Raw genomic sequence first — 24,740 nt, forward strand, 5'->3', positions numbered from 1 at the left:
TCCCCTGGGTCTCGTGCCCGCTCCGTTGTCCCATCAAGCCTAGGTGATGCAGGGACCGCCAGTAGGCAGTGGCGCTCGGTGCAAGTCCGGCCACCGGGAAGCGCCGGGCGGAGCAGCACCCATCGACCGATCCTTGAGTCCGTCATCCATGAACATCCGCTTCCCAAACCCTCCGCGGTCCTCTACAGTTCTTCGTAAATGAATGCCATTCATTTTGTGATCTAAGTCATTCCACCTCTGGAGAATCCCATGCAGACCATCACAAGCGACGTCGTCGTCATCGGCGCCGGGCCCTCAGGGCTCACCGCGGCGCGCCAGCTGCACCGGGCCGGCCATACCGTGACGGTCCTGGAGGCCCGCGACCGGGTCGGTGGGCGGACCCACACGGATGTTATCGAGGGCGCAACACTCGAAGTTGGGGGCCAGTGGGTATCACCCGACCAGACGGCACTGCTGGGGCTGCTTCAGGAACTCGGGATGGAGACCTACTCCCGCTACCGCGAGGGAGAATCGGTCTACATTGGGGCCGACGGAACGCCCGTCCGCTATACCGGCGAGATGTTTCCGGTTTCCTCCGGCACGCAGACCGAAATGGCGCGTCTCATCGACGTCCTTGACGGGCTCGTCGGCCAGATGAACGTCAAGGCACCCTGGGAGCACCCGCAGGCCCGTGAGCTCGACACCATCTCGTTCCATCACTGGCTGCGCCAGCAGTCGGACGACGAGGAGGCCTGCAACAACATTGGCCTGTTCATTGCCGGAGGCATGCTCACCAAGCCCGCCCACGCCTTCTCCGCGCTCCAGGCGGTCCTCATGGCGGCATCCGCCGGATCCTTCTCCCACCTCGTGGACGAGGACTTCATCCTCGATAAGCGGGTGGTGGGCGGCATGCAGTCGGTCTCCGAGCGGATGGCCGCCGAGCTCGGAGGGGCCGTCCTCCTCAACAATCCGGTGCGCACCCTGCGCTGGTCGGAGTATCCGGACGGGAGAACCGAGGTGACCGCTGAGGCGGACAATGCCACCGTGCGGGCCCGCTACGCCGTGGTAGCGGTGCCGCCGAACCTGTATTCGCGGATTTCGTACGTGCCGGCCCTCCCACGCCGGCAGCACCAGATGCACCAGCATCAGTCCCTCGGCCTCGTCATCAAGGTGCACGCCGTCTATTCGAGTCCGTTCTGGCGGGACAACGGCCTGTCGGGCACCGGATTCAGCGCAGGATCCATCGTGCAGGAGGTCTACGACAACACCAACCACGGCGACAGCCGCGGAACGCTCGTCGGGTTCGTTTCGGACGAGAAAGCCGACGCCATGTTCGAGCTGGAGCCCACCGAACGCCGGCAACGGATCCTCGAATCGATCGCAGGCTTCCTCGGCCCCCAGGCACTTCACCCCGAGGTGTACTACGAATCGGACTGGGCATCGGAGGAGTGGACCCGCGGCGCCTATGCCTCCAGTTATGACCTTGGCGGCCTGCACCGGTATGGACGCCACCAGCTCACCCCGGTCGGGCCCATTCACTGGTCCTGCTCGGACCTTGCTGCGGAGGGGTACCAGCACGTCGACGGAGCGATCCGCATGGGCCAGCTCACCGCCACCCAGATCATCGCGGCCCTTGCCGCCCGAAGCGCTGCAACCATCCACTAGGCAGCGCACGGCGGCCACCTCCTGCCCATCAGCCCGGGGATAGCCGTCGACAGCCCATCGAACGTATGACTGACAGGTAAAACGAGGAGTTTTCATGGAAGCAATGAATTCCCGTGGATCCAGCGCCGCAGCGCCGCCGGAACGGGAGCAGGCCCTGCGCCGGGTGATGGGAACCCCCGCGCTGGTTGTTTTCGGGCTGGCCTATATGGTCCCGCTCACGGTCTTCACCACCTACGGTCTTGTCACGACACTCACCGAGGGCCACCTCCCGGCGGCGTACGTCGTCACCCTCGCCGCGATGATGTTCACGGCACTCAGTTACGCCTTCCTCGTCCGGGTCATACCTTCAGCCGGATCGGCCTACAGCTTTACCCAGCGCATTTTCGGGGGTCACGTAGGTTTTGTGACCGGGTGGACGCTGATGCTCGACTATCTCCTCCTTCCGCTCATCAACTACCTCCTGATCGGCCTGTATCTGAACGCCCAGTTCCCCTCAATACCGATGTGGGTGTTCACCGTGGCGGCCATCGCTTTGGTCACCGTCCTCAATATCGTCGGAATCTCGGTCGTGCGTAATGCGAACCTGGTCCTCGTCGGCATGCAGATCGTCTTCGTTGCGGTGTTCATCGTGCTGACAGCCGGCAGCATCTCCACGGGCCAGTCGCTCCTTGCGCCGTTCTTCTCCCCTGACCTGCGCCTTGGCCTGATCCTGAGCGGTTCGGCGATCCTCTGCCTTTCCTTCCTTGGCTTCGATGCGGTTTCCACGATGTCCGAGGAAGCGAAGGACCCGCGGCGCACCGTGCCGCGCGCCGTCCTGCTGACGACGCTCATCGGCGGAGCGATGTTCATTCTGGTCTCCTGGGTGGCCCACCTTGCCTTCCCGGACTGGCAGGAGTTCACCGACCCCGATGCGGCCGCCGTTGAAATCATGAACAGCCTTGGCGGCAACGTCATGGCGGCCTTCTTCCTCGCCGCCTACATCGCCGGATGCGTCGGATCAGCCATGGCGTCGCAGGCAAGCGTTTCGCGAATTATGTTCGCGATGGGGCGCGACGGCGTGATTCCCAGGTCCGTCTTCGGCCGGGTCAGCGAGCGATTCCGCTCTCCGGTCGGGGCGATCCTCGTCGTGTCCGCCGTCTCCCTGCTCGCACTCGTCCTTGATCTTGGAACGGTGGCATCGGTCATCAGTTTCGGTGCCCTGTTCGCCTTCTCGCTGGTGAACCTTGGAGCCATCAAGCACTTCCTGATCGACCACCGCCGGAGGAGCGGACGCGACCTGCTCAAGTACGGGCTGGTCCCTGCCGTCGGGTTCCTCCTGACGGTGTGGCTGTGGTTCAGCCTTTCGGCATCCGCCTTCGCCGTCGGTTCGGTCTGGCTGGTGGTCGGGGTCGCCTATCTCGTCGTCCTGACACGCGGCTTCCGGCGCCCGCCACCTCAGGTCGACCTGGACGAGAAAACGGTCACCCCGGCCACGAGCAATGCCTGAACTCCGTCCCCGATGAAGGAATGGATCCAATGAAAGCCGACCTGATCGTCCTGGCCCGGACGGTCCACACGCTGGACGGCGGCATGCGGCCGGTCGAGGCGGTGGCCGTCCGGGACGGAATCATCACGGCGGTCGGCAGCCGGGAAGAGGCGGGCGGATGGAGGTCCACCGACACTGAAGTCGTCGATTTCGGTGCCGGGACCCTCACCCCGGGGCTTGTGGACGGACACCTCCATCCGGTGATGGCGCTGGACACCGTCCGGGGCTGCGACCTGTCCAGCGTGCAGACAATCGAGCAGCTGCGGGAAGCGCTGCGCCGTGAGGCAGCCGCCCAAGGGCCGGGGGAGTGGGTGTTCGCCTGGGGGTTGGACCCCACGGTTTTCGGATCGGTGCCGCTGCACCGGAAGATGATCGACGACGTCCTCGGCGGCCGCCCCTGCCTGGTGAGGATCTTCGACGCCCACTCTGCCCTAGCCAGTAGCAGGGCGTTGACCGCAGCGGGTATCGACGGCCCGCGGAGGGCCGACACCGCCCCCGGCATCGTGTGCGATGACGCGGGGAACCCCACCGGGCTCCTGCTTGAGTGGGATGCCATCAGAGCTGTCACCTCCGTCATCCCCGAAGTCGACTTCGAGACGCGCAGGACGCGGCTTAAGGAATTCCTTTGGGCCCTGTCCCGGGCCGGCCTGACGGCCGGGCACGTCATGGACCTGAATAAGGACTCCCTTGAGCTCCTGACCGAGTTCGAACGGGACGATGAACTGCCGCTCCGCCTCTACTGTGCCCCGTGGTGCATGCCGGGAAGCGCCGAAGCCGATCTGGGCGCGATCGCCGATCTCATGCAGCTCAGCGGCCGGCGCTGGTCCGTCAACGCGGTCAAGTTCTTCATCGACGGCACCATCGACAACGGCACGGCGTGGCTCTCCTATCCCGACGTCAACGGGGAATCTGCCGCGCCGTTCTGGCCGGCGCCTGCCGACTACACCAAAGCTGTTCACTATTTCGCGTCCCGCGGTATCTTGACGGCGACTCATGCGATCGGTGACGCCGGAATTACCCATGCCTTGGACACCATCGCGTCGATTCCGTCCTGGGCGCCTGCCGTCATCCACCGCATCGAGCACATCGAAACAGCTTCGGATGAGGTGATCCGACGTTTCGCTGCCGCGGGGGTGGCGGCGAGCATGCAGCCTACCCACTGCACCCACTACACGCGGGCCGACCACAGCGACAACTGGTCGACGCGGCTGGGTGACGGGCGGGCCGACCAGGCGTGGCGCTGCCGGGACCTGCGGGAGGTTGGAGCGACCCTCGTCCTCGGATCCGATTGGCCCATCGCGCCGTTCGAGCCCCTGCCGATCCTCGCCGACGCCCAACTGCGGCGGCGGCACGACCGCCCCTTCGATGCGGCGGTCGGGCCGGCCCAGGCCCTCACACCCCTCCAGGCGCTCGAAGGCTACACAACCCATGCCGCCCGCGCCGCTGGGCTTGCCGAGGTCGCCGGATCGATCACCGTGGGCAAGCGCGCGGACTTCACCGCGTTCGAATGCGATCCCCTGGCGACACCGCCCGAAGCGCTCGCCGCCAGCAGAATCCTTGGCACCGTCGTCGGCGGTGTCGTGCAGTTCACCGACGGGCTCTAGGTCCGCCGTCCCAGCAACACGAGGAGCACCATGACCCGCCACCACCCTCCACCCCGTTCCGCCGAGGCCCGGGCACTCCCGGTACGCAGCCAGGGCGAGACCGCCCCGGAGCGCGGGCAGGGCACACGGGATGCGCTGCAGTGCGCTCCAGGCTGCGCTTTCTGCACCGGCCCGGAAACGGACTGACCCCTGACCGGCCTGCCCGAATCATCCTGCCCGCTGATGCCTGACCTCCGCCGGCGCCGCCTCTGACGCATCGGCCCGGGGGAGTCGACACTCCGGGTCTCAGGAACGGCCCAGAGCCTCCCGGACCCGCGGGGCCACCTCGGTGCCGAAGAGTCGGATGTTTTCAAGCAGGACGTCGTTAGGCATCGGACCAAGCCCGTACTTGAGGTCGAACCGGTTCACTCCCAGTGCCTTCATACTCCGGACAATCCGCCGTGCCACCGTCTCGGGGGATCCCACATAAAGCGAGCCGACGGCAATCTCCTTCTCGTAAAATTTCCGGGTGATGGGCGGGAAGCCGCGCTCGTAGCGCGCCTTCAGCTGGAAGGTCTCGTACGTCGGCCAGTACTCCTCGATGGCCTGTTCGTCGGTGGCCGCGACATGGCCGGTGGAGTGCAGCCCGATCGGGAGTTCGCCGAAGCCCGCCTCAGCGGTCGCCTGCCGATACAGCTCGCTCAGCTTGGCGAAGCGTGCCGGGTTGCCGCCGATTACGGCGAGCATCAGGGGGAAGCCGTACTGCGCCGCGCGCACCACCGACGCCGGGTTCCCGCCGACTCCGATCCAGGTGGGCAGGGCGCCGGCTGTGGTCCGCGGGAAGACCTCGAGGCCGTCCAGAGCGGGGCGGGTGGTGCCGGACCAGGTGACCGGCTTCTCGGACCGGAGCCGGGAGAACAGCTCAAGCTTCTCCTCGAACAGGCGGTCATAGTCTTCGAGGTCAAAGCCGAAGAGGGGGAAGGATTCCTTGCTGGAGCCGCGGCCGAGAATCACCTCAGCCCGCCCCTGTGAGACGGCATCGAGGGTCGCATACCGCTGGAAGACGCGGACCGGATCATCCGAGCTCAGGACGGTGACGGCCGAGCCGAGCCGCATGCGGGAGGTCTGGGCGGCGATGGCCGCCAGGACGATGTCGGGCGCGGAGAGTGGCATTTCCTCAACGTGGTGCTCGCCCAGGCCGAAAAAGTCGAGACCCGATTCCTCGGCGACAACACCTTCACGCACCAGGGAGTGGATGCTGCGGGGCTGGCTGAGCAGCTCCCCGTCGCTGCCTCTTGTCACGTCGCCGAAGCTGTCGACGCCGATCACGATCGGGTACTGCCCGAGGATGTTAGCCATTTCATCTCCAACGCTTTGAGCCTGTAATTGATGTATCAACTAGAGCGAGGATAGGAGCCTTTTAGTAGACATGTCAATAAAGACCGCCGACGCGACCGAAGTTGACATATCAACTACTCGGAGCTATTGTAGACATGTCAACCAAATCTGGAGGGAACACCATGGCCGCCCACAGCACCGCCAACGATCACCGGGGCCACCATCCAGCCCGTCGAAGCCCCACGGGCACCGAGCTCGCCACCTGGCGCCGGCTCCTCGATACGACGGCCGAACTCCGCCGCCGCATGGCCACCGTCCTGAGCGCCTCGAACCTGTCAGGCCAGGATTACGAGGTCCTGCTGGCGCTGAGCGAAGCCGACCGGCGCGTGCTGCGGTCCTCGGAACTGGCGGGGGCCATCAACTGGGAGCGCAGCCGGCTCTCGCACCACATCGGGCGGATGGAGAAGCGGGGCCTGGTGCGCCGTGAAGAGTGCCTGACGGACAACCGTGGCGCCTTCGTCCAGCTCACCGACGCCGGAGCCGACGCCTTCCGGCGTGCCTCGGTGCCGCAGCTCCAGGCGGTGAAGGAGCACTTCTCGGACGCCCTGACACCGTCACAGCTTGAGAACCTCGCCGACATCCTCGATTCACTCCACCAGCATTTCGAAGCCAATTCCTCCAAGGGGGACCCCCGATGAGCAACACCAATTCCGCCTCCCACCTCCCACGGATCGGCGTCCTCGGAGCCGGCCACGTGGGCTCCGCCATGGGCCGGGTCGCCAGCGAAGCCGGCTACCCGGTCACCATTGCCGGATCCGGAGACCCCGCGAAGATCGCCCTCATCACCAAGATCCTCATCCCGGGGGCGCAGGCGGACTGGCCCGCCAAAGTGGCCGCCGACGCCGACATCGTGATCCTGGCCATCCCGCTGCACAAGTTCCGTAGCTTCGATCCGTCACTGGTGGCCGGCAAGGTCGTCGTCGACCTGATGAACTACTGGGCACCCATCGACGGCACGCAGCAGCTGTTCGAGGACCCGCGCCACGGCAGCAGCGAAATCGTCCAGCAGCACCTCAGCGGCGCGCGGGTGGTCAAATCCTTCAACCACGCCGGGTACCACGAGCTCGAAGCCGACCGCCGGCCGGCGGGCGCCGCGGACCGGCTGGCGCTCGGAGTGGCCGGGGACGACCGGAAGGCGGTGGAGATGGTCGCCGCCCTGGTGGAAAACATCGGCTACGACGCCGTCCTGCTGGACGGCCTCCACGAGGGCCGGATCCTCGAACCCGGCGGGCCGGTCTTCGGCGCTTCGCTCAACAAGGAGCAGTTCGCGCAGGTCCTCACCGAGAAAACCGCGGCGTAGGCCGCACGCTGTCCGCGGTAACGCCGCAAGGCACCCCGCGGGACTGCCCGCACCCTCCACCCAGATAAAAGGAACAACCGTGAACGACTCATCAAGCCTGCGGACGGGCTTTCCCCTGACCTTCGGACTCGACACCTTTGGGGATGTCCATTCCGACGAGAACGGAACCCTGAATTCTCACGCCCAGACGGTCCGCAACATCGTCGAGCAGGGCGTCCTCGCGGATTCCGTGGGCATTGACTTCTTCGGCATCGGCGAGCACCACACCGACGACTACCCGCTCTCCGCCGGCGACCTGGTCCTGAGCGCCATTGCGGCGCGGACCAAGGACATCCATCTCGGCTCGGCCGTGACCGTGCTGAGCTCCGACGATCCCGTCCGGGTCTTCCAGCGGTACTCCACCCTGAACGCGCTGTCCTCGGGGCGGGCCGAGGTGATCCTGGGCCGCGGTTCGAGCATCGATTCGTTCCCGCTCTTCGGCTACGACCTCAGCGACTATGAAGTGCTCTTCGAGGAGAAGTCGGAGCTGTTCGCCCAGCTGCTCAAGGGCAGCCCCGTCACCTGGAACGGCACCACCCGTGCTGCGCTTAAGGACCAGGACGTCGTCCCGCACCTCGAGGCGGAGCCGTTCCCCACCTGGATCGGCGTTGGGGGAAGCCCCCAGTCCGTCGTCCGGGCCGCCCGCCACGGGTACAACCTCATCCTTGCCATCATCGGCGGCTCGCCCGCCCGCTTCCAGCCGTTCTCCAACCTCTACCTCGAGGCGCTTGAGCACTTCGAGCGCCCGGCCCAGCCGATCGGCGTGCATTCCATGGGCCATGTCGCCGAGACCGATGAGCAGGCCCAGGAAGAGTTCTGGCCCCGGTACCTTGAGGTGATCAAGCACGTGAGCAAGACCCGCGGGTTCGCCATCCCGACCCCGGAATCGTTCAAGCACGACATCGGCCCGCACGGCGCCATCTATGTCGGCTCCCCCGAGACGGTGGCCCGCAAGATCGCCGCCAACCTTCGGGTGCTCCACGCCTCCCGGTTCCAGCTCAAATTCGGTATGACGGGCCTGCCGCACACCTCGGTGATGAACAACATCGAGCTGTACGGCACCAAGGTGATCCCGCTGGTCCGCGAGATCCTCGGCAGCGAATCCTGAAGCTTCGCCGGGGCGCTGTGGCGTCGACCGTAAACCGGTGGCCGGCCTCAGTCGGCCGCGAGACCGGCCACGGGCGAGAGCCGCGCGGCCCGGCGGGCCGGGAGCACCGAGGCGAGGAGCCCTGCAGCGACCGCCACGGCGAGCACCGCCGCGATCTGCCCGACCGGCAGGGACAGTTGAACGGCCGCAAGCTCGCGGAGCGCCGACTGTGCGCCGAGCACTCCATATCCAATCCCGAGGCCTGTGCCGAGCAGTGCGGCGACGCCGGCGATCAGCACCGCCTCGACGGCGAGCATGCCGCGCAGCTGCCCCCTCGTGAGGCCGAGCGCGCGGAGCAGCGAGTTCTCCCGGCGCCTCTCAAGCACCGACAGTGAGAGCGTGTTGGCGACGCCGATCAGGGCGATCAGCACCGCCACCGCAAGCAGCGCGGTCACGATCAGCAGCATCACATCGATGATCTCGTTGTAGGCGACACGCTCGATAGCCGATCCGGAGACCTGGTATTCGGGCACCCCGGTGGCGGCGACGAGTTGCGACTTGACCTTCGACACGGCCGGCCCGTCCAGCCCGTCGTCGAGCTGCAGCCAGAACGTCGTGCCCAGGTATCCGGCGAGGGTTCCGTTGGCTGCAGCCTGGCTGGAGCTTTCCCCGGTATCCCCGATGAATGCGTCCAGGGCGTCCGGCGGGGTGCCGCCCAGCCGCTCCGCTGTGGCCTTGGTGATCAGCGGTACGAAGAAGGTCGAATCCGTCGCCGTGACCGGCAGTGTCGCGGGCCCATTCGCCGTATTGAGGGTGATTTCGGCCTGAGGCAGCGTCTGCGGCGCCAGGACCATCCCGTCGGTCAGGACCATGTCCTGGGAGCGCAGGACAGTGGCCAGCTCCTCCGGATCGGCGGCGTACACGAGCCGTCCGCCGTCCTCGTCGCTGGCCAGCAGCACCGGGGTCAGTTCCACCGCTGACTTCACGCCCTCGACCCCCAGGAGGGTTTGGGCGTCGGCAGTGGACGCCGTGCCGCCCGGAGGACGGCCGGCCGCCCCGGCCGCGCCGCCGAGGCCGGAGACCTCGACGTCGACGGCGAAGTTTTCGGCCAGTTCGGCGTCGAACGAAGTCCGGGCGGTCTGCGCCCCGACGATCATCATGGTCACCAGGGTCACGCCGACGATGAGGGCCGAGGACGAGGCGGTGGTCCGTGCCGGATTCCGGACGGCGTTGAGGGACGCGAGCTGTCCGGCCACTCCGAGGGGCCGGGCCAGCCGCCCGACTGCGGCGACGCTGAAGGGAACGAAGAACGGTGCGAGAAGTACGACGCCGAGGAAGGATACCCCGCCCCCGGCCACGGCCGGAACCAGCCCGGCGGACCGGGCACCCAGCACGAGCAGGCCTCCGCCCGCAACGAGTGCCAGAAGGCCTGCGGCCAGGCGCACCTTGCCGCTCTTGCTCTTCGCGTCCGCCGGACCGGTTGGGCGCAGCGCGGCCAGGGGAGCGACGCGGGTGGCGGCCCGCGCCGGGACGACGGCGGCGAGCAGTGTCATCAGGACACCCACCACCAGGCCGGCCACCACAGCCGACGGCGGAACAGCGAGGACAGCGACCGAACCGACGTCGGTGCGCCGGGCCAGGCCGACGAGAGCCGCAAGAACCCCGACGGCGAGGAGCACGCCGAGGACGGAGGCCACCACCCCGACGACGCCGGCCTCGACCAGGACCGACCTTCGGATTTGCCGGCGTTCGGCGCCGATGGTGCGCAGCAGCGCCAGTTCCCGGGTGCGCTGGGCCACCAGCACGGAGAAGGTATTGGAGATGACCAGCCCCGCGACCAGGACGGAGACGGCGGCGAAGGCAAGCAGGATCGCCGTGAGGATGTCGTCTCCATTCGAGAGGGAGGCAACGTCCGCCGTGGTCTGCTCGGCCGCCGTGCGCACGATCACGCCTTCCCGCTGATCCGCCGGCAGGTCGTTGAGGGCAGCTGAGGCGGCCGCCGCCACGGCGGCAGGATCCGCACCCGGCGCCACGGCCAGCTGGACGTGGCGCACGATGGTTTCGCCGCCGTTGGCTGCCCGCACCAGGGATGCCGGCGCGAGCACCTGGACGGTGTCGGAAAGGGTCGGATCCGGGCTCCGTGCCGTCAGACCGGTCACCGTCAGGGCTCCGGCCGGGTCGGTGGAGGGGCCGCCGGTAACGAAGGCCACGGTGTCACCTGGGGTTACCCCCAGGCGGGCGGCCGAGGTGCTGTCAAGGGCCACCTCGTTCGGCCCCGACGGCGCGGAGCCCTGCGTCACCTCGGCGGTTTCCAGTTCAGCTGGCGCCGTGCTGGTGAGCGCGGCGGACGAGGTGCTGGACCCCGTGGCCAGCTGGACAAATACCCATTCGAAGCCGTGCACGGCCGCCACCCCGGGGAGGGCTTCGAGGGTCCCGACGGCGGCGGGTGGAACTCCGGGCCCTTCGGGCCCGGAGACCACGAGGTCGGCCTTGGCGTAGGAAGCCCCGATGCTCGCACCGAGGGTCGCCTTGGTGGTGGCACCGACGGTGAGGGCCGCGGAGACAAAGGCCACCCCAAGCATCACGGCGAGGCCGACGGCGATGAAACGCCGGGCGTGAACGCGTACCTGCGCCAGGGCTACCCGCAGCACGTCAGGCCCCCAGCTTCGCGAGGGCGCCGAGGATTGCCTCAGGACTCGACTGTTCCAGGTCACCGACGAGGGCCCCGTCCTTCATGAGGACGACCCGGTCGGCGTACGAGGCCGCGACCGGGTCATGGGTCACCATGATGATGCTCTGGCCCATCTCCCGCGAGCTGCGGCGCAGCAGGGACAGCACCTCCGCCCCGGTGGCCGTGTCGAGGTTGCCGGTAGGTTCGTCACCGAAGATGACGTCGGGGCGGGTCAGCAGGGCCCGGGCGACGGCGACGCGCTGCTGCTGGCCGCCGGAGAGCTCGTGCGGCCGGTGGGCGAGCCGGTCGGTCAGCCCCAGCGTCGAGGAGACCTGCGTCAGCCATTCCCGGTCCACGGAACCGCCGGCGAGGGCGACGGGCAGGGTGATGTTCTGCTCGGCGGTCAGGGTCGGCACCAGGTTGAAGGCCTGGAACACGAATCCCACCCGCTCACGGCGCAGGCGGGTCAGGGCGGCGTCGGGAAGGCCGGTGATCTCGGTCCCGCCGATCCACAGCTGTCCGGCATCGATGCTGTCAAGGCCGGCCAGGCAGTGCATCAGGGTGGACTTGCCCGACCCGGACGGGCCCATGATCGCCGTGAAGCGCTCCCGTTCGAAGTCAAGCGAGACGTCCCGGAGGGCGTGGACGGCGGTCTCGCCGCGCCCGTAGCTTTTGGATACGCCGCGGGCGGCGACGGCGCCGGTCGGGGCGGGGGAGGTTGAACCCGAAGGGGGCACGGGTGAATTCATTGCGATGGTCATAATTCCACGTTAGGCGCCGCCGGCACCGGCAGAATCAGCGCAGAGGTGGAGCTTTCGGACCGGACCTCATACCAGGGGATGACACGAGGACCGCTGCTCCCACCGCAGGGAACCCCGGCGGAAGCGGACCCGATCAGGGGCGGACGATGCCCATCTCGTAGGCCATCACGACGGCCTGCACCCGGTCCCGCGCTTCAAGCTTCGCGAGGATGCGGCCCACATGGGTCTTCACCGTGGCTTCCGCAAGGAACAGTTTCAGGGCGATCTCCGGATTCGACAACCCCTGGGCGATCAGTTCGAACACCTCCCGCTCGCGGGGTGTGAGCCGGGCGACCGCGGCCGCATGGGCGTCGCGGACCGGAGAGGGCCGGCGCAGCAGCGGTGCCACATGGTCAAGCAGGCGGCGCGTTGTCGAGGGCGCGATGACCGCATCGCCCCGGTGGACCGTCCGGATCGCCTCAAGTAGCTCCTCGGGCGGCGCGTCCTTCAGCAGGAAGCCGGACGCGCCGGCATGTATTGCCGACAGTGCATATTCATCGAGGTCGAACGTCGTCAGCACCACGACGCGGGGGCCGGCACCGCTGCTCCCAGCGGTACCGGACTCGGCGAGGATGCGGCGGGTGGCCTCGATGCCGTCCATACCAGGCATGCGCACGTCCATCAGGACAACGTCGGCCCGGGTGACGGCGAGCGTCCGAACTGCCTCCTGCCCGTCGGCGGCCTCGCCGACCACCTCGAGGTCGGGCTGGGAGTTGATCAGCATGGCGAATCCGCTGCGCACCAGGTGCTGGTCGTCGACGATCGCGACCCGGATGGAACCGGCTGCCTGTCTGGGCGGCACTTCTCCTGCGGTGGTGTCCATTAACGTTCTGCTCCTGTGGTCGGGAATCCGCCGGCGCTGCGCACGGTCCTATGTCTCGGTGTAGGGGAGGAAAGCCTCAACGCGGAAGCCCCCGCCGCTGCGCGGCGCGGCGGACACGGTGCCATCGTAGAGGCGCACCCGCTCACTCATGCCGGTGATGCCCAGCCCGGCTCCTGCGGTGGCGGGGTCGGCCGCCGCACCCCGGCCGTCGTCGTCGACGGTGATGCCGAGCCCGCGGGGGCCGTAGGTGAGCGTGACTTCGGCGGCGGTCTGGGGCCCGGCGTGCTTGAGCACGTTGGTCAGCGCTTCCTGGACCACGCGGTAGGCGGTGAGTTCGGCGCCGAGGGGAAGCGGCCGCCGCGGTGTATCGATGCGGCGGCAGGACACGGCGATGCCCGCCCGCCGCACCGACCTCACGAGGGAATCGATGTCGTCGAGGGTGGGCAGCGGACGCGTGGAGGCACTTTCGTCGCCGCGGAGGACACCGAGCAGGCGCCGCATCTCGCGGAGCGAGCCGCGCCCGGTGTCGGCGATGGTGCCGAGCGCCTGCACCGCGAGTTCGGGCTTTTGCGCGCTGGCGTACCGGGCGCCGTCGGCCTGGGTGATGATCACCGAGAGGGAGTGCGCGACGATGTCGTGCATCTCCCGGGCGATGTGGCTGCGCTCGTCGGCGGCGGCAAGGTCGCGTTCCTGCTGGCGCTCGACCTCAAGGCGCCGGGTGCGGTCTTCAAGGGCCTGATAGGCCCGACGCCGCGACCGGGCAAGGTCCCCCATCGTCCAGGCCAGGAGTATGAGCGACTCGAAGAGGAACAGCGAGATCAGGAACAGCGACCCGCCTCCGCCGACACCGAGGATCGCCCCATACCGCACCAGGCCGGCCGCGGCGCCCAGCAAGGCGAACCCCAGCCCGCCGAGGCTCGCCCACCGTGGGGCGTAGGCGGCCAGCGTGTAGACGGTGATGAGGATGACGATCTGGGCCGGCACCGGGTCGATTCCGGCCAGGAGCTGCAGCACCGAGACCCCGGCGATGATGCCGGCCGAGAGCAGCAGCCGGGACCGGCGCCAGGCCAGCGGTGCCACCAGGGCACAAGTCACCGGGATGAGCAGGGGATATACGGCCACCCCACGGGCCGCCAACTGCAGGATCAGGAGCACGAGCAGTCCCAGTGCGAGGCAGGCGTCGACCGTGCCGGGATGCGCGCGCACCCAGCGCGCGAGCCGGAGGTGGAGGTCCATGATGTTCAACTCTAGGCCCGGCGGTGCCCATGCTCCATCCAACCCAGGGTGGACATTGTCCGGTCCGCTAGGTGCGCAGCCAGCGGTTCAACTGCACCGCCTGGCCGCGGTGCGTACCGGGATGGGAGCCCGTGTTTCGAAAGCCGGCGCGCTCGGCGACGCGTTCGCTGGCGGTGTTGCCCGCCATTGTCTCCAGGGCCACGGTCGAAAAGCCCTGCGAGGACAGCCATTGCGTGAGAAGGCGCACCGACCCGGTGGCCGCGCCCCGGCCTCGGCCGGCGGGGGACAGGACATAGAAGAGCTCGGGCTCGGCGCCCTCAACCTCGGCCATCCCCGCAGTTCCCACCGCCAGGCCGTCGAGGAGGACCGCATACCGGCCGGCGAGCCGCTCCCGGTGACGCTCCTTCGTCCGGGCGATCCGGCGCCGGGCGGCATTTTCGTCCATGTCCGCCGGGTAATACGTCCACGCGGGCACGTCGGGCACACGGCTCAGCTCGTATTCCAGCCGCCAATCGTCGTCGGTCAGGGACCGAAGGGACACACTTTTGTCACGGAGATCGCTGGGCAGCGGGACGGGAAAGGCCATGAACCGATCATTGCATCGGCGGCGGTCGATCGAAACCGGTCCGCCGGGATTTGGCCGAGAAGCACAGCAGCCGGTACTGGCGGCTTCTGCCCGGCTGCGGAATCGCACGCTACATTTGACCCCATGCCCGGTGCCACTGCTCAGCGCGTCATTTTCCACGGGGTCACCGGTAGCGGAAAGTCCGCGGCCGCGCACGCCTATGCCGCGGCCGCCCGGCTCCCCGAATATTCGGCCGACGACGATCTCGGGTGGCTCCCGGGCTGGCAGAACCGGCCGCCCGAGGAGCAGCGCCGGATCGCCGCCGGTATTGCCGCGCAGGAGCGCTGGGTCATCGACAGCGCCTATTCGGGCTGGCGGGACCTTATGCTGGCACGGGCGGACCTCGTCGTGGCACTCGATTACCCCCGGTGGCTCTCCCTGTCGCGCCTGATCCGGCGGACGATTCGCCGGTGCGTCGCCCGCGAACAGGTGTGCAACGGGAACACCGAGTCCTTCCGCCGGGTTTTCACCCGGGATTCGATCATCCTGTGGCACTTCCGGGCGTTCCCGCGGAAGCGGGAGGCGCTCGAAAGGATCAAGGCCGACCCCGCGATGCCTCCCGTGATTTCGTTCCGGCGTCCGGCGGAGCTCGAGGCATGGATCGCCCGTGCCGCACGCGATCCGCAGGGCTTGTGACGCGCCCGTGTGTCGGATGGACGGTGTAGCCTCGAACCGATCGAGCGAGGAAGAGGGGATTCCGGAATGGTTGCTGTGACTGAACCGGCCGGCTGCGGAAATGCGCCCCGTCAGCTGATCATCCGGGACGTCGTCCTCGCCCTCGCCGAGGTCAAGGAGCCGCACCTTCGTGGGCTCCTCGACGAGAAGGTGCGCTGGGGCCTGCCCGGCGCCGCGTCGATCGAAGGACTCAGCCAGCTGACGGCCAGACTTTCCGGCCAGGGCGAAGTTGCCGCCATCGAGCTCACGTCGATCCTCACCCATGGCAGGGAGGGCAGCACCGACGGCGTCCTGACCTTCCGCGACGGACGCAGGCAGGCCTTTTGCCACGTGCTGCGGTTCGCATCCGCGGTGAAAACCGCCAGGGTTACTGAGATCCGGAGCTACCTCATCGATCTGCCGGGTTGAAGGCCTGTGCCCGAGCGGAGGGAGCTGATTCTCAACTGTCGAGCACGAGGTCTTCGGTGGGCCGGGCGCAGCAGATCAGCGCCTGGCTTTCGGCCGGTGTTTCGAGGGGATCGGGCTGGTAGGCCACCTTCCCCGAGATGACCGCCGTGAGGCAGGTGTGACACACCCCGGTGCGGCAGGACCACCGGGTGGGCACATCACAGGCTTCGGCGAGATCGAGCAGCGAGGTGTCGCCCGCGCGCCACCGGGCGGTGAGGCCGCTTCGGGCGAACGTCACCGCGGGCCCGGTGCCCGGTTCGCCGGCGGGCTGATGCGGGGGCACGGTGGAGGCATCGACAAGCCCGGGGTTGATCGGCGGCAGGGTGCTGAACAGTTCAGAGTAGATCGACCCGGCGTTGAGGCCGAGGTCGGTGAGCGCGTCCGTCATGCTGCCGATGAAGGCGGGCGGACCACAGAGATAGGCCGCCGCGCCCGCGGGAACTCCCAGGGAACGAAGCTGGTCGACGGTCGGCCGGCCGGTAAACGAGTCCGCCACGGGAGTCCCGGCCCGGGTGTAAAAGATGGCGCTGCGGGCGTGGGGAAGCCGGGTCAGGTGTCCCCGCACCTCCCCGGCGAAAACGTGCTCGCTGGGGTTCCGTGCGACGTGAATCCACCAGACCTCCCTGTCGCTGCCGGTGCGGGCGAACTCCTTGAGCATCGGGACCAGCGGGGTTGCGCCGACCCCGGCCGAGATGAGGAGCACCGGCCCGGTTCCGGCGTGGAGCCGAAACTGCCCGCGGGGGGCGGCGACATCGACGGTCCCCCCGACCAGCACACCGTCATGAAGGTAGCGGCTCACCAGCCCGTGTTCCTCCTGCCTCACGCTGATCCGGTAGGTGTGCGGGTCGGGAGCGTCCGAAATGGAGTAGCTGCGGACGGATGCCGCACCCTTCACGGAAACGCGGAGGGTGAGGTACTGGCCGGGAACGACCGGTTCGAGTGGAACGCCGTCGCCGTCGCCAAGGTAGATGGAGGTGATGGTCGGGGTTTCGGACACGGCCTTCGTGATCGTCATCGGACGGAATCCGTTCCAGCTCGGCTCTTCGACGGGCGCCCCGGTCACAGTGGCCTTGGCCAGGTCGGTGTCCAGCAGGTCCTGGAAGGACTGCTGCCAGCCGGGGCTCAGGGCCGGAATGTCGACGGCCTTCCGCAGTGCGTCCTGGGAGCGGTCCGGGAGGTACAGCAGTGCGTCGGTCTCGGCGACCGTGAGCCGGTGGGGCCCGTTGAGTGTTCGAATGATCGGGTCGCCGGGACGGACCTCGCCCTCGGTGATGACCCGCAGGTAGAACCCGGGACGGCGGTGGTCCACCAGGAGGGCGGGCATCCGCGGTTCCGTGAGGCGCATGCCCACCCGAAAGCAGGTGACGCGGGGCTGGGTCACCTCGAATTCCGCCTCCCCGATGCGGTAGCGGTCGCCGATGCACACTTCGTCGTCGGGCAGCCCGTCGACGGTGAAATTCTCACCGAAGGAGCCGGGCGTCAGATCACCGCGGCCGAGGAAACCGGACCAGTGCTCGTAGGACTGCCGCTGGTAGACCAGCACCGCCCGCTGCTCACCGCCGTGCCCGTTCAGGTCGCCCTGGCCGTCACCGTCAATATTGAGCCTGCGGACCATCAGCGGCCGCTCCACCGGGCTCTTGTAGACGCCGGTATGCACAGTCTTTCCCTGCCAGGAGACGCCCTTGGGGACTCCAACGTTCAGTGACACCAGCCTGCCGCAGGCCATGCCCTGGACCTCCGTCATGGCGGAAAGCCTACGTCGGGCACCCACCGGCCACCAGAGCCACCCCCTGCAGGCCGGCCGGTGCTGCGGCCGGGGCCGCGCGGTTCCGCGGAAGATAGGGGCTGGCTGCTGCGGCCGCGACGGTAGATTACGGGAACCCGTCATGAAGGGCGCCGGTCGAGACGGCGGCCTCGGCCGCCGCGGCCCGTCAGGGGCCCAGCAGTCCGCGCAGCCACACGTCCCGGTTTTCGACCGCGTAAGCGGCCGCCCGGCGCCAGTGGTCTCCTTGGCCGGCACTGTACATCGACCCCCACGGTTCCCGCCCGGTCAGGTGCGAGCGGCGCAGCAGGGCGTGCATGGCCGCGGCCCGCTCCCCCATGGCATGGGGGAGCTCGCCCCGGAGCTCTTCGCCGGCGCCGTATCCGTCGATGAAGGCGCGCAGCCGTGCCGCGGCCCGGACGGGTTCCCGGTGGTAATCCGAGAGGGTGAATGCCTGTGCCGCGTAGGCGAGATCCCACAGCCGGGTGCTGGGCCCCGCACCGTCCCAGTCGATGAAGACCCAGCGCTCGCCGATGATGAGGTTCCACGGCGCGAGGTCGTTGTGGAACACCAGGTCGGCGGCGGCGGGCGGAATGAGGACCTCCCATCCGCCGGCCCGGCTGCTGTCGAAATCCTTGCTTGCATCGTGAATCCGGCGGACCATCCGGCCGACCCGGGCAAGGTCCTCCGGAGTCAGCGGAGGGAGCTCCAGGGCGGGTGTGCCGGGGATGAATTCGATGACCTGCCGCCCGGACTCGTCCCGCCCGAAGTGCTGTGGTACATCCACCCCTGCCGATCGCACGGCGTCCAGAAAGGCCTGCACGGCCGGGGTCGAGGCGGTCCAGGGCTTGCGGACAGTCGCTCCAATGCGCACGACGGCCGGGGTGGCGTTGCCCCCGGTGAGCGGGTGTTCCTCGGTGTCCATCCCGCCAGACTAGTCGGCGGTGCGGCCGCCGACGCTGCTGCGCCGGGGCGGGATGCCCTTCACCCGCCTGAATCGAATCATTCTTTGGACCCGGTTTGCTGCTCGGGGTAAATGAGTTCATACTCGATTCACGCACGATGTGACCGTCCCCACACCGGGGGCGGCCGGGGTCCCGGGACCGACAACGACGGGCGGCTTGCGAAGCCGCCCGCGCGATGGAAAGCCCCGGAATGCCCGCCGTGCCAGCCATTTCCGCCCCGGCCGACCCTCGTCCGGCCAGCACGAAGGAGACCCATGCAGTTGCACGGAAGGTCCAAGTTTGCCGCCCTCGCCGCGATGTGCGCGTTGGCGCTCACCGCCTGCGGAAGCCCGTCCGCCGCCGCCCCGGATGCCTCGGCCGGAAAGGCCGACGGCGTCTCCCTCGTCTCCCCGGGCAAGCTGACAGTGTGCACGCACCTTCCCTTCGCCCCTTTCCAGGTCAACGATGATTCCGGCAAGACCGTCGGGTTCGACATCGACCTGGTCAACCTCGTGGCCAAGCGGCTCGGCGCCCAGACGGCGATCATCGACACGCCCTTCGAGGGGATCAAGTCCGGTGAGGACATGGCCACCGGGAAGTGCGATATCGCCGCCGCCGGCATGACGATCACCGACGCCCGGAAGGAAGCAATCCTTTTCTCCGAGCCGTACTTCGATGCGACCCAGGCCCTGCTGGTCCCGGAGGGCGCGGACGTCACGTCCCTCGAGGAGCTCGAGGGCAAGAAGCTGGGCGCCCAGTCGGCCACAACCGGCCTCGACTACGCGCAGGCCCACCCCGAGTGCGGGTGCGAAATCATCGAGTTCCAGGACCTCGCCTCACTGACGCAGGCGCTGATGACCGGTCAGGTGGATGCAGCCATCAACGATCTGCCCGTCTGGACCGAGGCGCTGAAGGCCAACCCCGGCAAGGCGAGCATCAGCACCCAGTTCGACACCGGGGAGCAGTACGGCCTCGGCATGAAGCTGGGCAACACGGCCCTGAAGAAGGTCGTGGACGAGGTCCTCGCGGACGCCAAGAGCGACGGCACCTACGACGAGATCTATAAGGAATGGATCGGGGACGTGCCGAAGAGCTGATCGGCCCACCCGCGGCGGCCGCCGGCCGCCGCGGGCCGGATCCGGATCACGTGCAGCACCAGTGAGGAAACCATGAGCACACAGACCACCTATCCCGCCACCGAGGCCGCAGCGCCGCGGCTGACACGCCGGCAGAGAGCCCGTGTCTCGCTCGGCATCCAATACGCCCTCGGGATCGCTGTCATCGGCCTCCTGGCGTTCATGACGGACTGGGCGACCTTCAGCGCGGCCTTCCTGAGGTTCGACATCCTCGAACGGATGCTCCCGCGGGTGATCCTCATCGGCCTGGTGAACACCATCATCTACGCGACCCTTGCGTTCATCTTCGCGTTCGTGGTCGGGCTGCTCCTGGCCGTGATGCGGCTGAGTTCGGTTTCGGCCTACCGGTGGCTCGCCGGCGCCTACATTGAGTTCTTCCGCGGGGTGCCGGCCCTCGTCGTCCTCTTCATGGCCGCCTACGGCATCCCCAACGCCTTCCCGGGGTTCCAGTTCCCCGGCGACAAATACGGCATGGTGATGGTCGGCCTCGGCATCACCGCGGCCGCCTACATGGCGGAGACCTTCCGGGCCGGCATCCAGGCCGTCCCGAAGGGGCAGCTTGAGGCGGCCCGCACCCTCGGCATGAGCCACACCCGCACGATGGCGACGATCGTCATCCCGCAGGCCTTCCGGGTCGTGATTCCGCCGCTCACCAACGAAATGATCCTCCTGGTCAAGGACTCGTCCCTCGTCTATGTCCTCGGGGTCACGGCCGCACAGTACGAACTGACGAAGTTCGCCCAGGACTTCCTGAACCGCTCCGTGAACGCCACCCCGCTGATCGTCGCCGCCCTTTGCTACCTGGCGATCACCCTTCCCCTGTCCGGCCTCGTGCGCAAGCTCGAAGCCCGCTACGCGAAAGCACGCTGACCATGGCTACCCAACCGATCCCGGCACCAGGCTCGCACGCCATCTCGATCCGCAACCTCAAGAAAAGCTTCGGCTCGAATGAAGTACTCAAGGACATCTCCCTCGAGATCGAACCCGGGGAAGTCGTCTGCATCATCGGTCCCTCCGGCTCGGGAAAATCGACCCTGCTGCGCTGCGTCAACCTCCTGGAGGTCCCGACCTCCGGAACCGTCCTCGTCGGGCCGGACGAGGTGACCCACCCCGATGCCGACCTGGACCGCATCCGCCGGCGCATCGGCATGGTGTTCCAGTCCTTCAACCTCTTCCCGCACCTGACCGTCCTGGAAAACCTCACCGTCGCCCAGGTCAAGGTGCTGAAGCGGCGCAAGGAGGACGCGACCGCAACCGCGCGCCTCAACCTGCACCGGGTGGGCATGTCCTCCAAGGAAGACGCCTACCCCGGGCAGCTTTCCGGCGGGCAGCAGCAGCGCGTGGCGATCGCGCGGTCGCTTTCGATGGAGCCGCAGCTCATGCTGTTCGACGAACCGACGTCTGCGCTCGACCCCGAGCTTGTCGGCGAGGTCCTGGCCGTCATGAAGTCGCTCGCCAACGAAGGCATGACCATGGTCATCGTCACCCACGAGATGGCCTTCGCCCGTGAGGTCGCGGACCGGGTGGTCTTCATGGACGGCGGTTACATCGTCGAGCAGGGGCGAGCCCAGGAGGTCATCGGCAACCCCCAGGAGGAGCGCACCCAGTCCTTCCTGCACCGGGTCCTCAACCCGATGGTCATCGACGAGGAAGAGCTTTCGGCGGCTTCCTGACCCCTCACCGGTGCCTGGGCAGCGCGCAGGTGGGGAAGGGGGAGCCGTGCAATCACTGGACACCGGAACGAGGCACACACAGATATGACGACCGAACAGACAACGGCGCCGGCCGCGTCGCCCCTGGCGCCCCGGTGGCTCGAGGTTCCCTCCGACCTGAATGCCCTGCCCTCCAAGCTCTGGGCAAGCACCGTGAGCCGGTCGCTGTCGGGGGAGCTGAGCATCGGCGGCGTCGGCGTGTCGCGGCTGGCCGGAGAGTTCGGGACTCCCGCCTACGTGGTGTCCGAAGACGACTTCCGGCAGCGGGCGCGCGCGTTCCGCACGGCCTTTCATGAAGCCTTCGCACCACTGTGCGGCGGGGCCGACGTCTACTACGCCGGCAAGTCATTCCTCTGTGTCGAGGTGGCGAAATGGGTGGACGAGGAAGGGCTGCGGCTGGACACCTGCTCGGGCGGTGAGCTGGCACTCGCGGCCCGGGCGGGCATCGAGGGCGCGAAGCTCGGCCTGCACGGCAACAACAAGTCCGATGCCGAACTGATCCGCGCCCTCGAGATGGGAGTTGGCCGGATCATCGTCGACAGCCTCCAGGAACTGGCACGCGTCGGAGAACTCGCCCGGGAGCACGGCACCACCGCGCCCGTGCTGCTGCGGCTCACCCCCGGCGTCCACGCCGAGACGCACGAGTTCATCGCAACGGCGCATGAGGACCAGAAGTTCGGCCTTTCGATGGCCTCCGTCGACGGGCGGCCATCCCCCGCCGAGACCGCGGTGGCGTCCGCCCTGCAGGACGCGGGCATCCGGCTGCTGGGAATCCACTGCCACATCGGCTCGCAGATCTTCTCGTCGGAGGGGTTCGCCCTCGCCGCCGAGCGCCTCCTGGCGTTCATCGCCGGGATGCGCACGAAGCACGGGCGCGTGCTTGAGGAACTTGACCTGGGCGGCGGGTACGGCATCGCCTACACCATGGCCGATACCCCGCAGGACCCGAAGGACGTCGCCTCGGCCATGGCCCGCGTGGTCGGAGAGGCCTGCGCCCGCCTGAACATCGAGGTCCCGCGGATCTCCATCGAACCCGGACGCGCCATCGTGGGCAGCTCGACCTTCACCCTGTACGAGGTGGGGACGCTCAAGACCAATGCCGTCGAGCACGAAGGCGGGCTGTTCCCCCGGCGTTATGTCTCCGTCGACGGCGGCATGAGCGACAACCCGCGGCCCCTGCTGTACGGGGCGGACTACTCCGCGGCCCTGGCCTCCCGCAGTTCGGGCGCCGACGCCGCGCTGTCGCGGGTGGTTGGGCGGCACTGCGAGAGCGGGGACATCGTCGTCCGGGATGTCTACCTGCCCTCCGACCTGCGCCCCGGGGACCTCCTCGCCGTGCCCGGGACGGGGGCCTACTGCTGGGTCCTTTCAAGCAACTACAACTACACGCCCCGCCCTCCTGTGGTGGCGGTCTCCGGAGGCAGGGCGCGCCTGATCGTCCGAGGCGAGACGGAGGACGACCTGTTCCGCCGCGACGTCTGGTCCTGAGGATCCGCGATTCGCCCGGCGCGGGAATTTTCCTGGGAATCGGCATGGACGCAGTGATCGGAAAGTAGCATGACTTCCAGTCCGGGCGGGCCGGTGCGGAAACGGATGCATTGACGGAGGTAGGGCATGTCCGAGCAGGAAGCTCCAGCGGGTCTTCCCGTGTTTGAAAGCATTCGACGTCAGCTGTCCGAGATGTCGGCCGCCGAGCGCAAGGTGGCGCGCACCCTGCTCGGCGGGCCGGCGGCGACGGGGCTCGCGTCCTCGACCAAGCTGGCGCGCCTTGCGCAGGTCAGCGGGCCGACAGTGATCCGGTTCGTGAACCACCTCGGCTACGCCACCTATGCGGACTTCCAGGACGCGGTGAAGGTCGAGGTGGTCGCCCGGGTGACGACGCCGGTGGAACTGTACCCTGAGGCGCAGAGTGCCGGGGGCGGTGCGCTCGACGACTTCTCCGCCACCCTGGGCTCGGCGATCTCGGACACCCTGAACCGCCTCTCACCGGAGGACCTCACGGCGGCGGCGGAGCTCCTTGCCGATCCGCGCCGGAGGGTGCTCGTCTTCGGCGGATGGTTCAGTTCGTCCCTGGCCCGGCACCTCTCCGCCATGCTCCAGGAGCTGCGGCCGGGGGTGGAATTTGTCGACGAAGCGCGCACCCAGCGGGTGGCGGCCCTGTGCGATGCCGACAAACGCACGACCGCCGTCGCCTTCGACTTCCGGCGCTATGAGGCCGAAACCGAGAAGCTTGGCCGGACGCTCGTCGACCAGGGTGCGAAACTCATCCTTTTCACCGACCCGTGGCTGTCCCCCCTGGCGGATGTGGCAAGTGCGGTGCTGCCCGCTTCGGTGGGAACACCACGCCCTTTTGAATCCTACGTATCGAGCATGGCCGTGGTGGAGGCCCTCACGGCTCGCGTCGTCGACCTGACCTCGGCAGCCTCCCGGGCCCGGTTCGAACGCTACGGATCGTTCGTCGACGCCCTGGTTCCGCATTGGGAGTACCGGCGCGGTGTCGACGCCGCGGAATCGGCCGCTGGAACCGCTGGGGTCACTCGGGAGTGACGTATGCCCCGGAAATCCCGCCGTCGACCAGGAAGGTCGAGGCGGTGATGAAAGAGGCATCGTCGCTGGCCAGGAAAGCCACGGCGGCGGCCAGTTCCTCCGGTTCCGCGAATCGTCCCAGCGGAACGTGGATGAGGCGCCGGGCGGCTTTCGCGGGGTCCTTGGCGAAAAGCTCCTTCAGCAGGGGCGTGTTGACCGGGCCGGGGCAGAGCGCGTTGACCCGGATCCCCTGCCGGGCGAATTCGACGCCGAGTTCACGGCTCATGGCGAGGACTCCGCCCTTGGAGGCGCTGTAGGAGATTTGGGAAGTCGCCGCTCCCAGAACAGCGACGAACGACGCCGTGTTGATGATCGAGCCTTTGCCCTGAGCCTGCATATAGGGGAGGGCGTATTTGCAGCAGTAGAACACGGACGTGAGGTTGACTTCCTGCACCCTCCGCCAGGCCTCGATGCCGGTATCCAGGATCGAGCCGTCCGCCGCAGGGGAGATGCCTGCGTTGTTGAAGGAGATGTCCACCCGCCCATAGGTCTCGTTGGTGACGGCGTAGAGGTGCTTGACCTCCTCTTCGCTTGTCACATCGACCTTCACGAAAAGGCCCCCGACCTCCTCGGCGGCGCGCAGGCCCGCGGTCGGATCGACGTCGGCGATGACGACCCGGGCTCCTTCCGAGGCGAACCGGCGGGCGGTCGCCAGGCCGATGCCGCTGGCGCCGCCGGTAATCACGGCGCTGCGGCCTTCGAGACGGTGGGAGATGAGCTGCTGGGTCATTCGGGATTCCTTATGCT

At 68.0% G+C, this 24,740-nt stretch carries 22 protein-coding genes; 13 read left to right on the forward strand and 9 right to left on the reverse strand.

All coding sequences use genetic code 11. The features are described 5' to 3' along the window. The first annotated feature begins 249 nt into the window (after nucleotides 1-249). The 3 genes from GVV86_RS06445 to GVV86_RS06455 all read left to right on the forward strand — a co-directional run bounded on the left by GVV86_RS06445 (nucleotide 250) and on the right by GVV86_RS06455 (nucleotide 4,773). A complete protein-coding gene (locus GVV86_RS06445) occupies nucleotides 250-1,644 on the forward strand; it encodes a flavin monoamine oxidase family protein (protein WP_159617440.1) in 1,395 nt (464 codons plus the stop codon). Between the two features lie 94 nt (nucleotides 1,645-1,738). Further along, nucleotides 1,739-3,130 (forward strand): APC family permease, encoded by a 1,392-nt coding sequence (locus GVV86_RS06450; RefSeq protein ID WP_246199682.1) that lies wholly within the window; start codon nucleotides 1,739-1,741, stop codon nucleotides 3,128-3,130. Nucleotides 3,131-3,159: 29 nt separating this feature from the next. Next, complete coding sequence (locus tag GVV86_RS06455; RefSeq protein ID WP_159802126.1) at nucleotides 3,160-4,773, forward strand: amidohydrolase; 1,614 nt, start codon at nucleotides 3,160-3,162, stop codon at nucleotides 4,771-4,773. Nucleotides 4,774-5,058: 285 nt separating this feature from the next. Here GVV86_RS06455 and GVV86_RS06460 read toward each other — a convergent pair whose 3' ends face one another. Next, nucleotides 5,059-6,111, reverse strand: a complete 1,053-nt coding sequence (locus GVV86_RS06460) for an LLM class flavin-dependent oxidoreductase (protein ID WP_159802128.1) — start codon at nucleotides 6,109-6,111, stop codon at nucleotides 5,059-5,061. Between the two features lie 134 nt (nucleotides 6,112-6,245). On the opposite strand from GVV86_RS06460, the gene GVV86_RS06465 reads away from it, so the two are divergent. The 3 genes from GVV86_RS06465 to GVV86_RS06475 all read left to right on the forward strand — a co-directional run bounded on the left by GVV86_RS06465 (nucleotide 6,246) and on the right by GVV86_RS06475 (nucleotide 8,597). Beyond that, nucleotides 6,246-6,788 carry a MarR family winged helix-turn-helix transcriptional regulator gene (locus GVV86_RS06465; protein WP_246669893.1) on the forward strand — a complete coding sequence of 181 codons (543 nt, stop codon included), beginning with the start codon at nucleotides 6,246-6,248 and terminating at the stop codon, nucleotides 6,786-6,788. Next, the gene (locus tag GVV86_RS06470; RefSeq protein ID WP_159802130.1) at nucleotides 6,785-7,450 is read left to right on the forward strand and encodes an NADPH-dependent F420 reductase; all 666 of its coding nucleotides are present in this window, start codon (nucleotides 6,785-6,787) and stop codon (nucleotides 7,448-7,450) included. Before GVV86_RS06465 ends, GVV86_RS06470 begins: the two co-directional genes overlap by 4 nt. Nucleotides 7,451-7,529: 79 nt before the next feature. Next, a complete protein-coding gene (locus GVV86_RS06475; RefSeq protein WP_159617444.1) occupies nucleotides 7,530-8,597 on the forward strand; it encodes an LLM class flavin-dependent oxidoreductase in 1,068 nt (355 codons plus the stop codon). Between the two features lie 47 nt (nucleotides 8,598-8,644). Here GVV86_RS06475 and GVV86_RS06480 read toward each other — a convergent pair whose 3' ends face one another. The 5 genes from GVV86_RS06480 to GVV86_RS06500 all read right to left on the reverse strand — a co-directional run bounded on the left by GVV86_RS06480 (nucleotide 8,645) and on the right by GVV86_RS06500 (nucleotide 14,692). After that, nucleotides 8,645-11,227 carry an FtsX-like permease family protein gene (locus GVV86_RS06480; RefSeq protein ID WP_159802132.1) on the reverse strand — a complete coding sequence of 861 codons (2,583 nt, stop codon included), beginning with the start codon at nucleotides 11,225-11,227 and terminating at the stop codon, nucleotides 8,645-8,647. 1 nt (nucleotide 11,228) lies between these two features. Beyond that, the gene (locus GVV86_RS06485; RefSeq protein WP_159617446.1) at nucleotides 11,229-12,008 is read right to left on the reverse strand and encodes an ABC transporter ATP-binding protein; all 780 of its coding nucleotides are present in this window, start codon (nucleotides 12,006-12,008) and stop codon (nucleotides 11,229-11,231) included. 133 nt (nucleotides 12,009-12,141) lie between these two features. Further along, a complete protein-coding gene (locus GVV86_RS06490; RefSeq protein WP_159617447.1) occupies nucleotides 12,142-12,870 on the reverse strand; it encodes a response regulator in 729 nt (242 codons plus the stop codon). A 48-nt stretch (nucleotides 12,871-12,918) separates the two neighbouring features. Next, the gene (locus GVV86_RS06495) at nucleotides 12,919-14,106 is read right to left on the reverse strand and encodes a sensor histidine kinase (RefSeq protein ID WP_159617448.1); all 1,188 of its coding nucleotides are present in this window, start codon (nucleotides 14,104-14,106) and stop codon (nucleotides 12,919-12,921) included. A 67-nt stretch (nucleotides 14,107-14,173) separates the two neighbouring features. Continuing rightward, on the reverse strand, nucleotides 14,174-14,692 hold the full coding sequence (locus tag GVV86_RS06500; protein ID WP_159802134.1) for a GNAT family N-acetyltransferase: 519 nt from the start codon (nucleotides 14,690-14,692) through the stop codon (nucleotides 14,174-14,176). A gap of 123 nt (nucleotides 14,693-14,815) precedes the next feature. Here GVV86_RS06500 and GVV86_RS06505 point away from each other — a divergent pair, with 123 nt between their 5' ends. Further along, nucleotides 14,816-15,367, forward strand: a complete 552-nt coding sequence (locus GVV86_RS06505) for a P-loop NTPase family protein (RefSeq protein ID WP_159617450.1) — start codon at nucleotides 14,816-14,818, stop codon at nucleotides 15,365-15,367. A 66-nt stretch (nucleotides 15,368-15,433) separates the two neighbouring features. Then, nucleotides 15,434-15,814, forward strand: coding sequence for a hypothetical protein (locus tag GVV86_RS06510; RefSeq protein ID WP_159617451.1), 381 nt, complete (start codon nucleotides 15,434-15,436; stop codon nucleotides 15,812-15,814). A 31-nt stretch (nucleotides 15,815-15,845) separates the two neighbouring features. Here GVV86_RS06510 and GVV86_RS06515 read toward each other — a convergent pair whose 3' ends face one another. Together GVV86_RS06515 and GVV86_RS06520 are read right to left on the reverse strand one after the other, a co-directional pair. Next, nucleotides 15,846-17,597 carry an MOSC domain-containing protein gene (locus tag GVV86_RS06515; protein WP_201291372.1) on the reverse strand — a complete coding sequence of 584 codons (1,752 nt, stop codon included), beginning with the start codon at nucleotides 17,595-17,597 and terminating at the stop codon, nucleotides 15,846-15,848. 187 nt (nucleotides 17,598-17,784) lie between these two features. Next, nucleotides 17,785-18,540: a phosphotransferase gene (locus GVV86_RS06520; RefSeq protein WP_159802136.1), complete on the reverse strand. Its 756-nt coding sequence runs from the start codon at nucleotides 18,538-18,540 to the stop codon at nucleotides 17,785-17,787. A 294-nt stretch (nucleotides 18,541-18,834) separates the two neighbouring features. Between GVV86_RS06520 and GVV86_RS06525 the strand changes: the two genes are divergently transcribed. The 5 genes from GVV86_RS06525 (at nucleotide 18,835) to GVV86_RS06545 (ending at nucleotide 23,954) form a co-directional block, all read left to right on the forward strand. Next, a complete protein-coding gene (locus GVV86_RS06525) occupies nucleotides 18,835-19,656 on the forward strand; it encodes an ABC transporter substrate-binding protein (RefSeq protein ID WP_159617453.1) in 822 nt (273 codons plus the stop codon). Between the two features lie 72 nt (nucleotides 19,657-19,728). Beyond that, the gene (locus GVV86_RS06530) at nucleotides 19,729-20,565 is read left to right on the forward strand and encodes an amino acid ABC transporter permease (RefSeq protein WP_159802138.1); all 837 of its coding nucleotides are present in this window, start codon (nucleotides 19,729-19,731) and stop codon (nucleotides 20,563-20,565) included. Between the two features lie 2 nt (nucleotides 20,566-20,567). After that, complete coding sequence (locus GVV86_RS06535) at nucleotides 20,568-21,368, forward strand: amino acid ABC transporter ATP-binding protein (RefSeq protein WP_159617455.1); 801 nt, start codon at nucleotides 20,568-20,570, stop codon at nucleotides 21,366-21,368. Nucleotides 21,369-21,452: 84 nt separating this feature from the next. After that, complete coding sequence (lysA, locus tag GVV86_RS06540; protein WP_159802140.1) at nucleotides 21,453-22,895, forward strand: diaminopimelate decarboxylase; 1,443 nt, start codon at nucleotides 21,453-21,455, stop codon at nucleotides 22,893-22,895. 126 nt (nucleotides 22,896-23,021) lie between these two features. Next, nucleotides 23,022-23,954, forward strand: coding sequence for a MurR/RpiR family transcriptional regulator (locus GVV86_RS06545; RefSeq protein WP_159617457.1), 933 nt, complete (start codon nucleotides 23,022-23,024; stop codon nucleotides 23,952-23,954). Here the strand turns inward: GVV86_RS06545 and GVV86_RS06550 are convergent. Then, the gene (locus GVV86_RS06550; protein ID WP_159802142.1) at nucleotides 23,941-24,723 is read right to left on the reverse strand and encodes a 3-oxoacyl-ACP reductase; all 783 of its coding nucleotides are present in this window, start codon (nucleotides 24,721-24,723) and stop codon (nucleotides 23,941-23,943) included. The two genes, GVV86_RS06545 and GVV86_RS06550, sit on opposite strands and share 14 nt — an antisense overlap. Nucleotides 24,724-24,740: the final 17 nt, after the last annotated feature.

Source organism: Arthrobacter zhaoguopingii (genome assembly GCF_009828595.1).
Taxonomy (GTDB): Bacteria; Actinomycetota; Actinomycetes; order Actinomycetales; family Micrococcaceae; genus Arthrobacter_D; species Arthrobacter_D zhaoguopingii.

Coding starts and splice junctions, on each gene's coding strand:
- GVV86_RS06445 (WP_159617440.1), top strand. CDS start 250: ATGCAGACCATCACAAGCGACGTCGTCGTCATCGGCGCCGGGCCCTCA.
- GVV86_RS06450 (WP_246199682.1), top strand. CDS start 1,739: ATGGAAGCAATGAATTCCCGTGGATCCAGCGCCGCAGCGCCGCCGGAA.
- GVV86_RS06455 (WP_159802126.1), top strand. CDS start 3,160: ATGAAAGCCGACCTGATCGTCCTGGCCCGGACGGTCCACACGCTGGAC.
- GVV86_RS06460 (WP_159802128.1), bottom strand. CDS start 6,111: ATGGCTAACATCCTCGGGCAGTACCCGATCGTGATCGGCGTCGACAGC.
- GVV86_RS06465 (WP_246669893.1), top strand. CDS start 6,246: ATGTCAACCAAATCTGGAGGGAACACCATGGCCGCCCACAGCACCGCC.
- GVV86_RS06470 (WP_159802130.1), top strand. CDS start 6,785: ATGAGCAACACCAATTCCGCCTCCCACCTCCCACGGATCGGCGTCCTC.
- GVV86_RS06485 (WP_159617446.1), bottom strand. CDS start 12,008: ATGACCATCGCAATGAATTCACCCGTGCCCCCTTCGGGTTCAACCTCC.
- GVV86_RS06490 (WP_159617447.1), bottom strand. CDS start 12,870: ATGGACACCACCGCAGGAGAAGTGCCGCCCAGACAGGCAGCCGGTTCC.
- GVV86_RS06495 (WP_159617448.1), bottom strand. CDS start 14,106: ATGGACCTCCACCTCCGGCTCGCGCGCTGGGTGCGCGCGCATCCCGGC.
- GVV86_RS06500 (WP_159802134.1), bottom strand. CDS start 14,692: ATGGCCTTTCCCGTCCCGCTGCCCAGCGATCTCCGTGACAAAAGTGTG.
- GVV86_RS06505 (WP_159617450.1), top strand. CDS start 14,816: ATGCCCGGTGCCACTGCTCAGCGCGTCATTTTCCACGGGGTCACCGGT.
- GVV86_RS06510 (WP_159617451.1), top strand. CDS start 15,434: ATGGTTGCTGTGACTGAACCGGCCGGCTGCGGAAATGCGCCCCGTCAG.
- GVV86_RS06515 (WP_201291372.1), bottom strand. CDS start 17,597: ATGACGGAGGTCCAGGGCATGGCCTGCGGCAGGCTGGTGTCACTGAAC.
- GVV86_RS06520 (WP_159802136.1), bottom strand. CDS start 18,540: ATGGACACCGAGGAACACCCGCTCACCGGGGGCAACGCCACCCCGGCC.
- GVV86_RS06525 (WP_159617453.1), top strand. CDS start 18,835: ATGCAGTTGCACGGAAGGTCCAAGTTTGCCGCCCTCGCCGCGATGTGC.
- GVV86_RS06530 (WP_159802138.1), top strand. CDS start 19,729: ATGAGCACACAGACCACCTATCCCGCCACCGAGGCCGCAGCGCCGCGG.
- GVV86_RS06535 (WP_159617455.1), top strand. CDS start 20,568: ATGGCTACCCAACCGATCCCGGCACCAGGCTCGCACGCCATCTCGATC.
- lysA (WP_159802140.1), top strand. CDS start 21,453: ATGACGACCGAACAGACAACGGCGCCGGCCGCGTCGCCCCTGGCGCCC.
- GVV86_RS06545 (WP_159617457.1), top strand. CDS start 23,022: ATGTCCGAGCAGGAAGCTCCAGCGGGTCTTCCCGTGTTTGAAAGCATT.
- GVV86_RS06550 (WP_159802142.1), bottom strand. CDS start 24,723: ATGACCCAGCAGCTCATCTCCCACCGTCTCGAAGGCCGCAGCGCCGTG.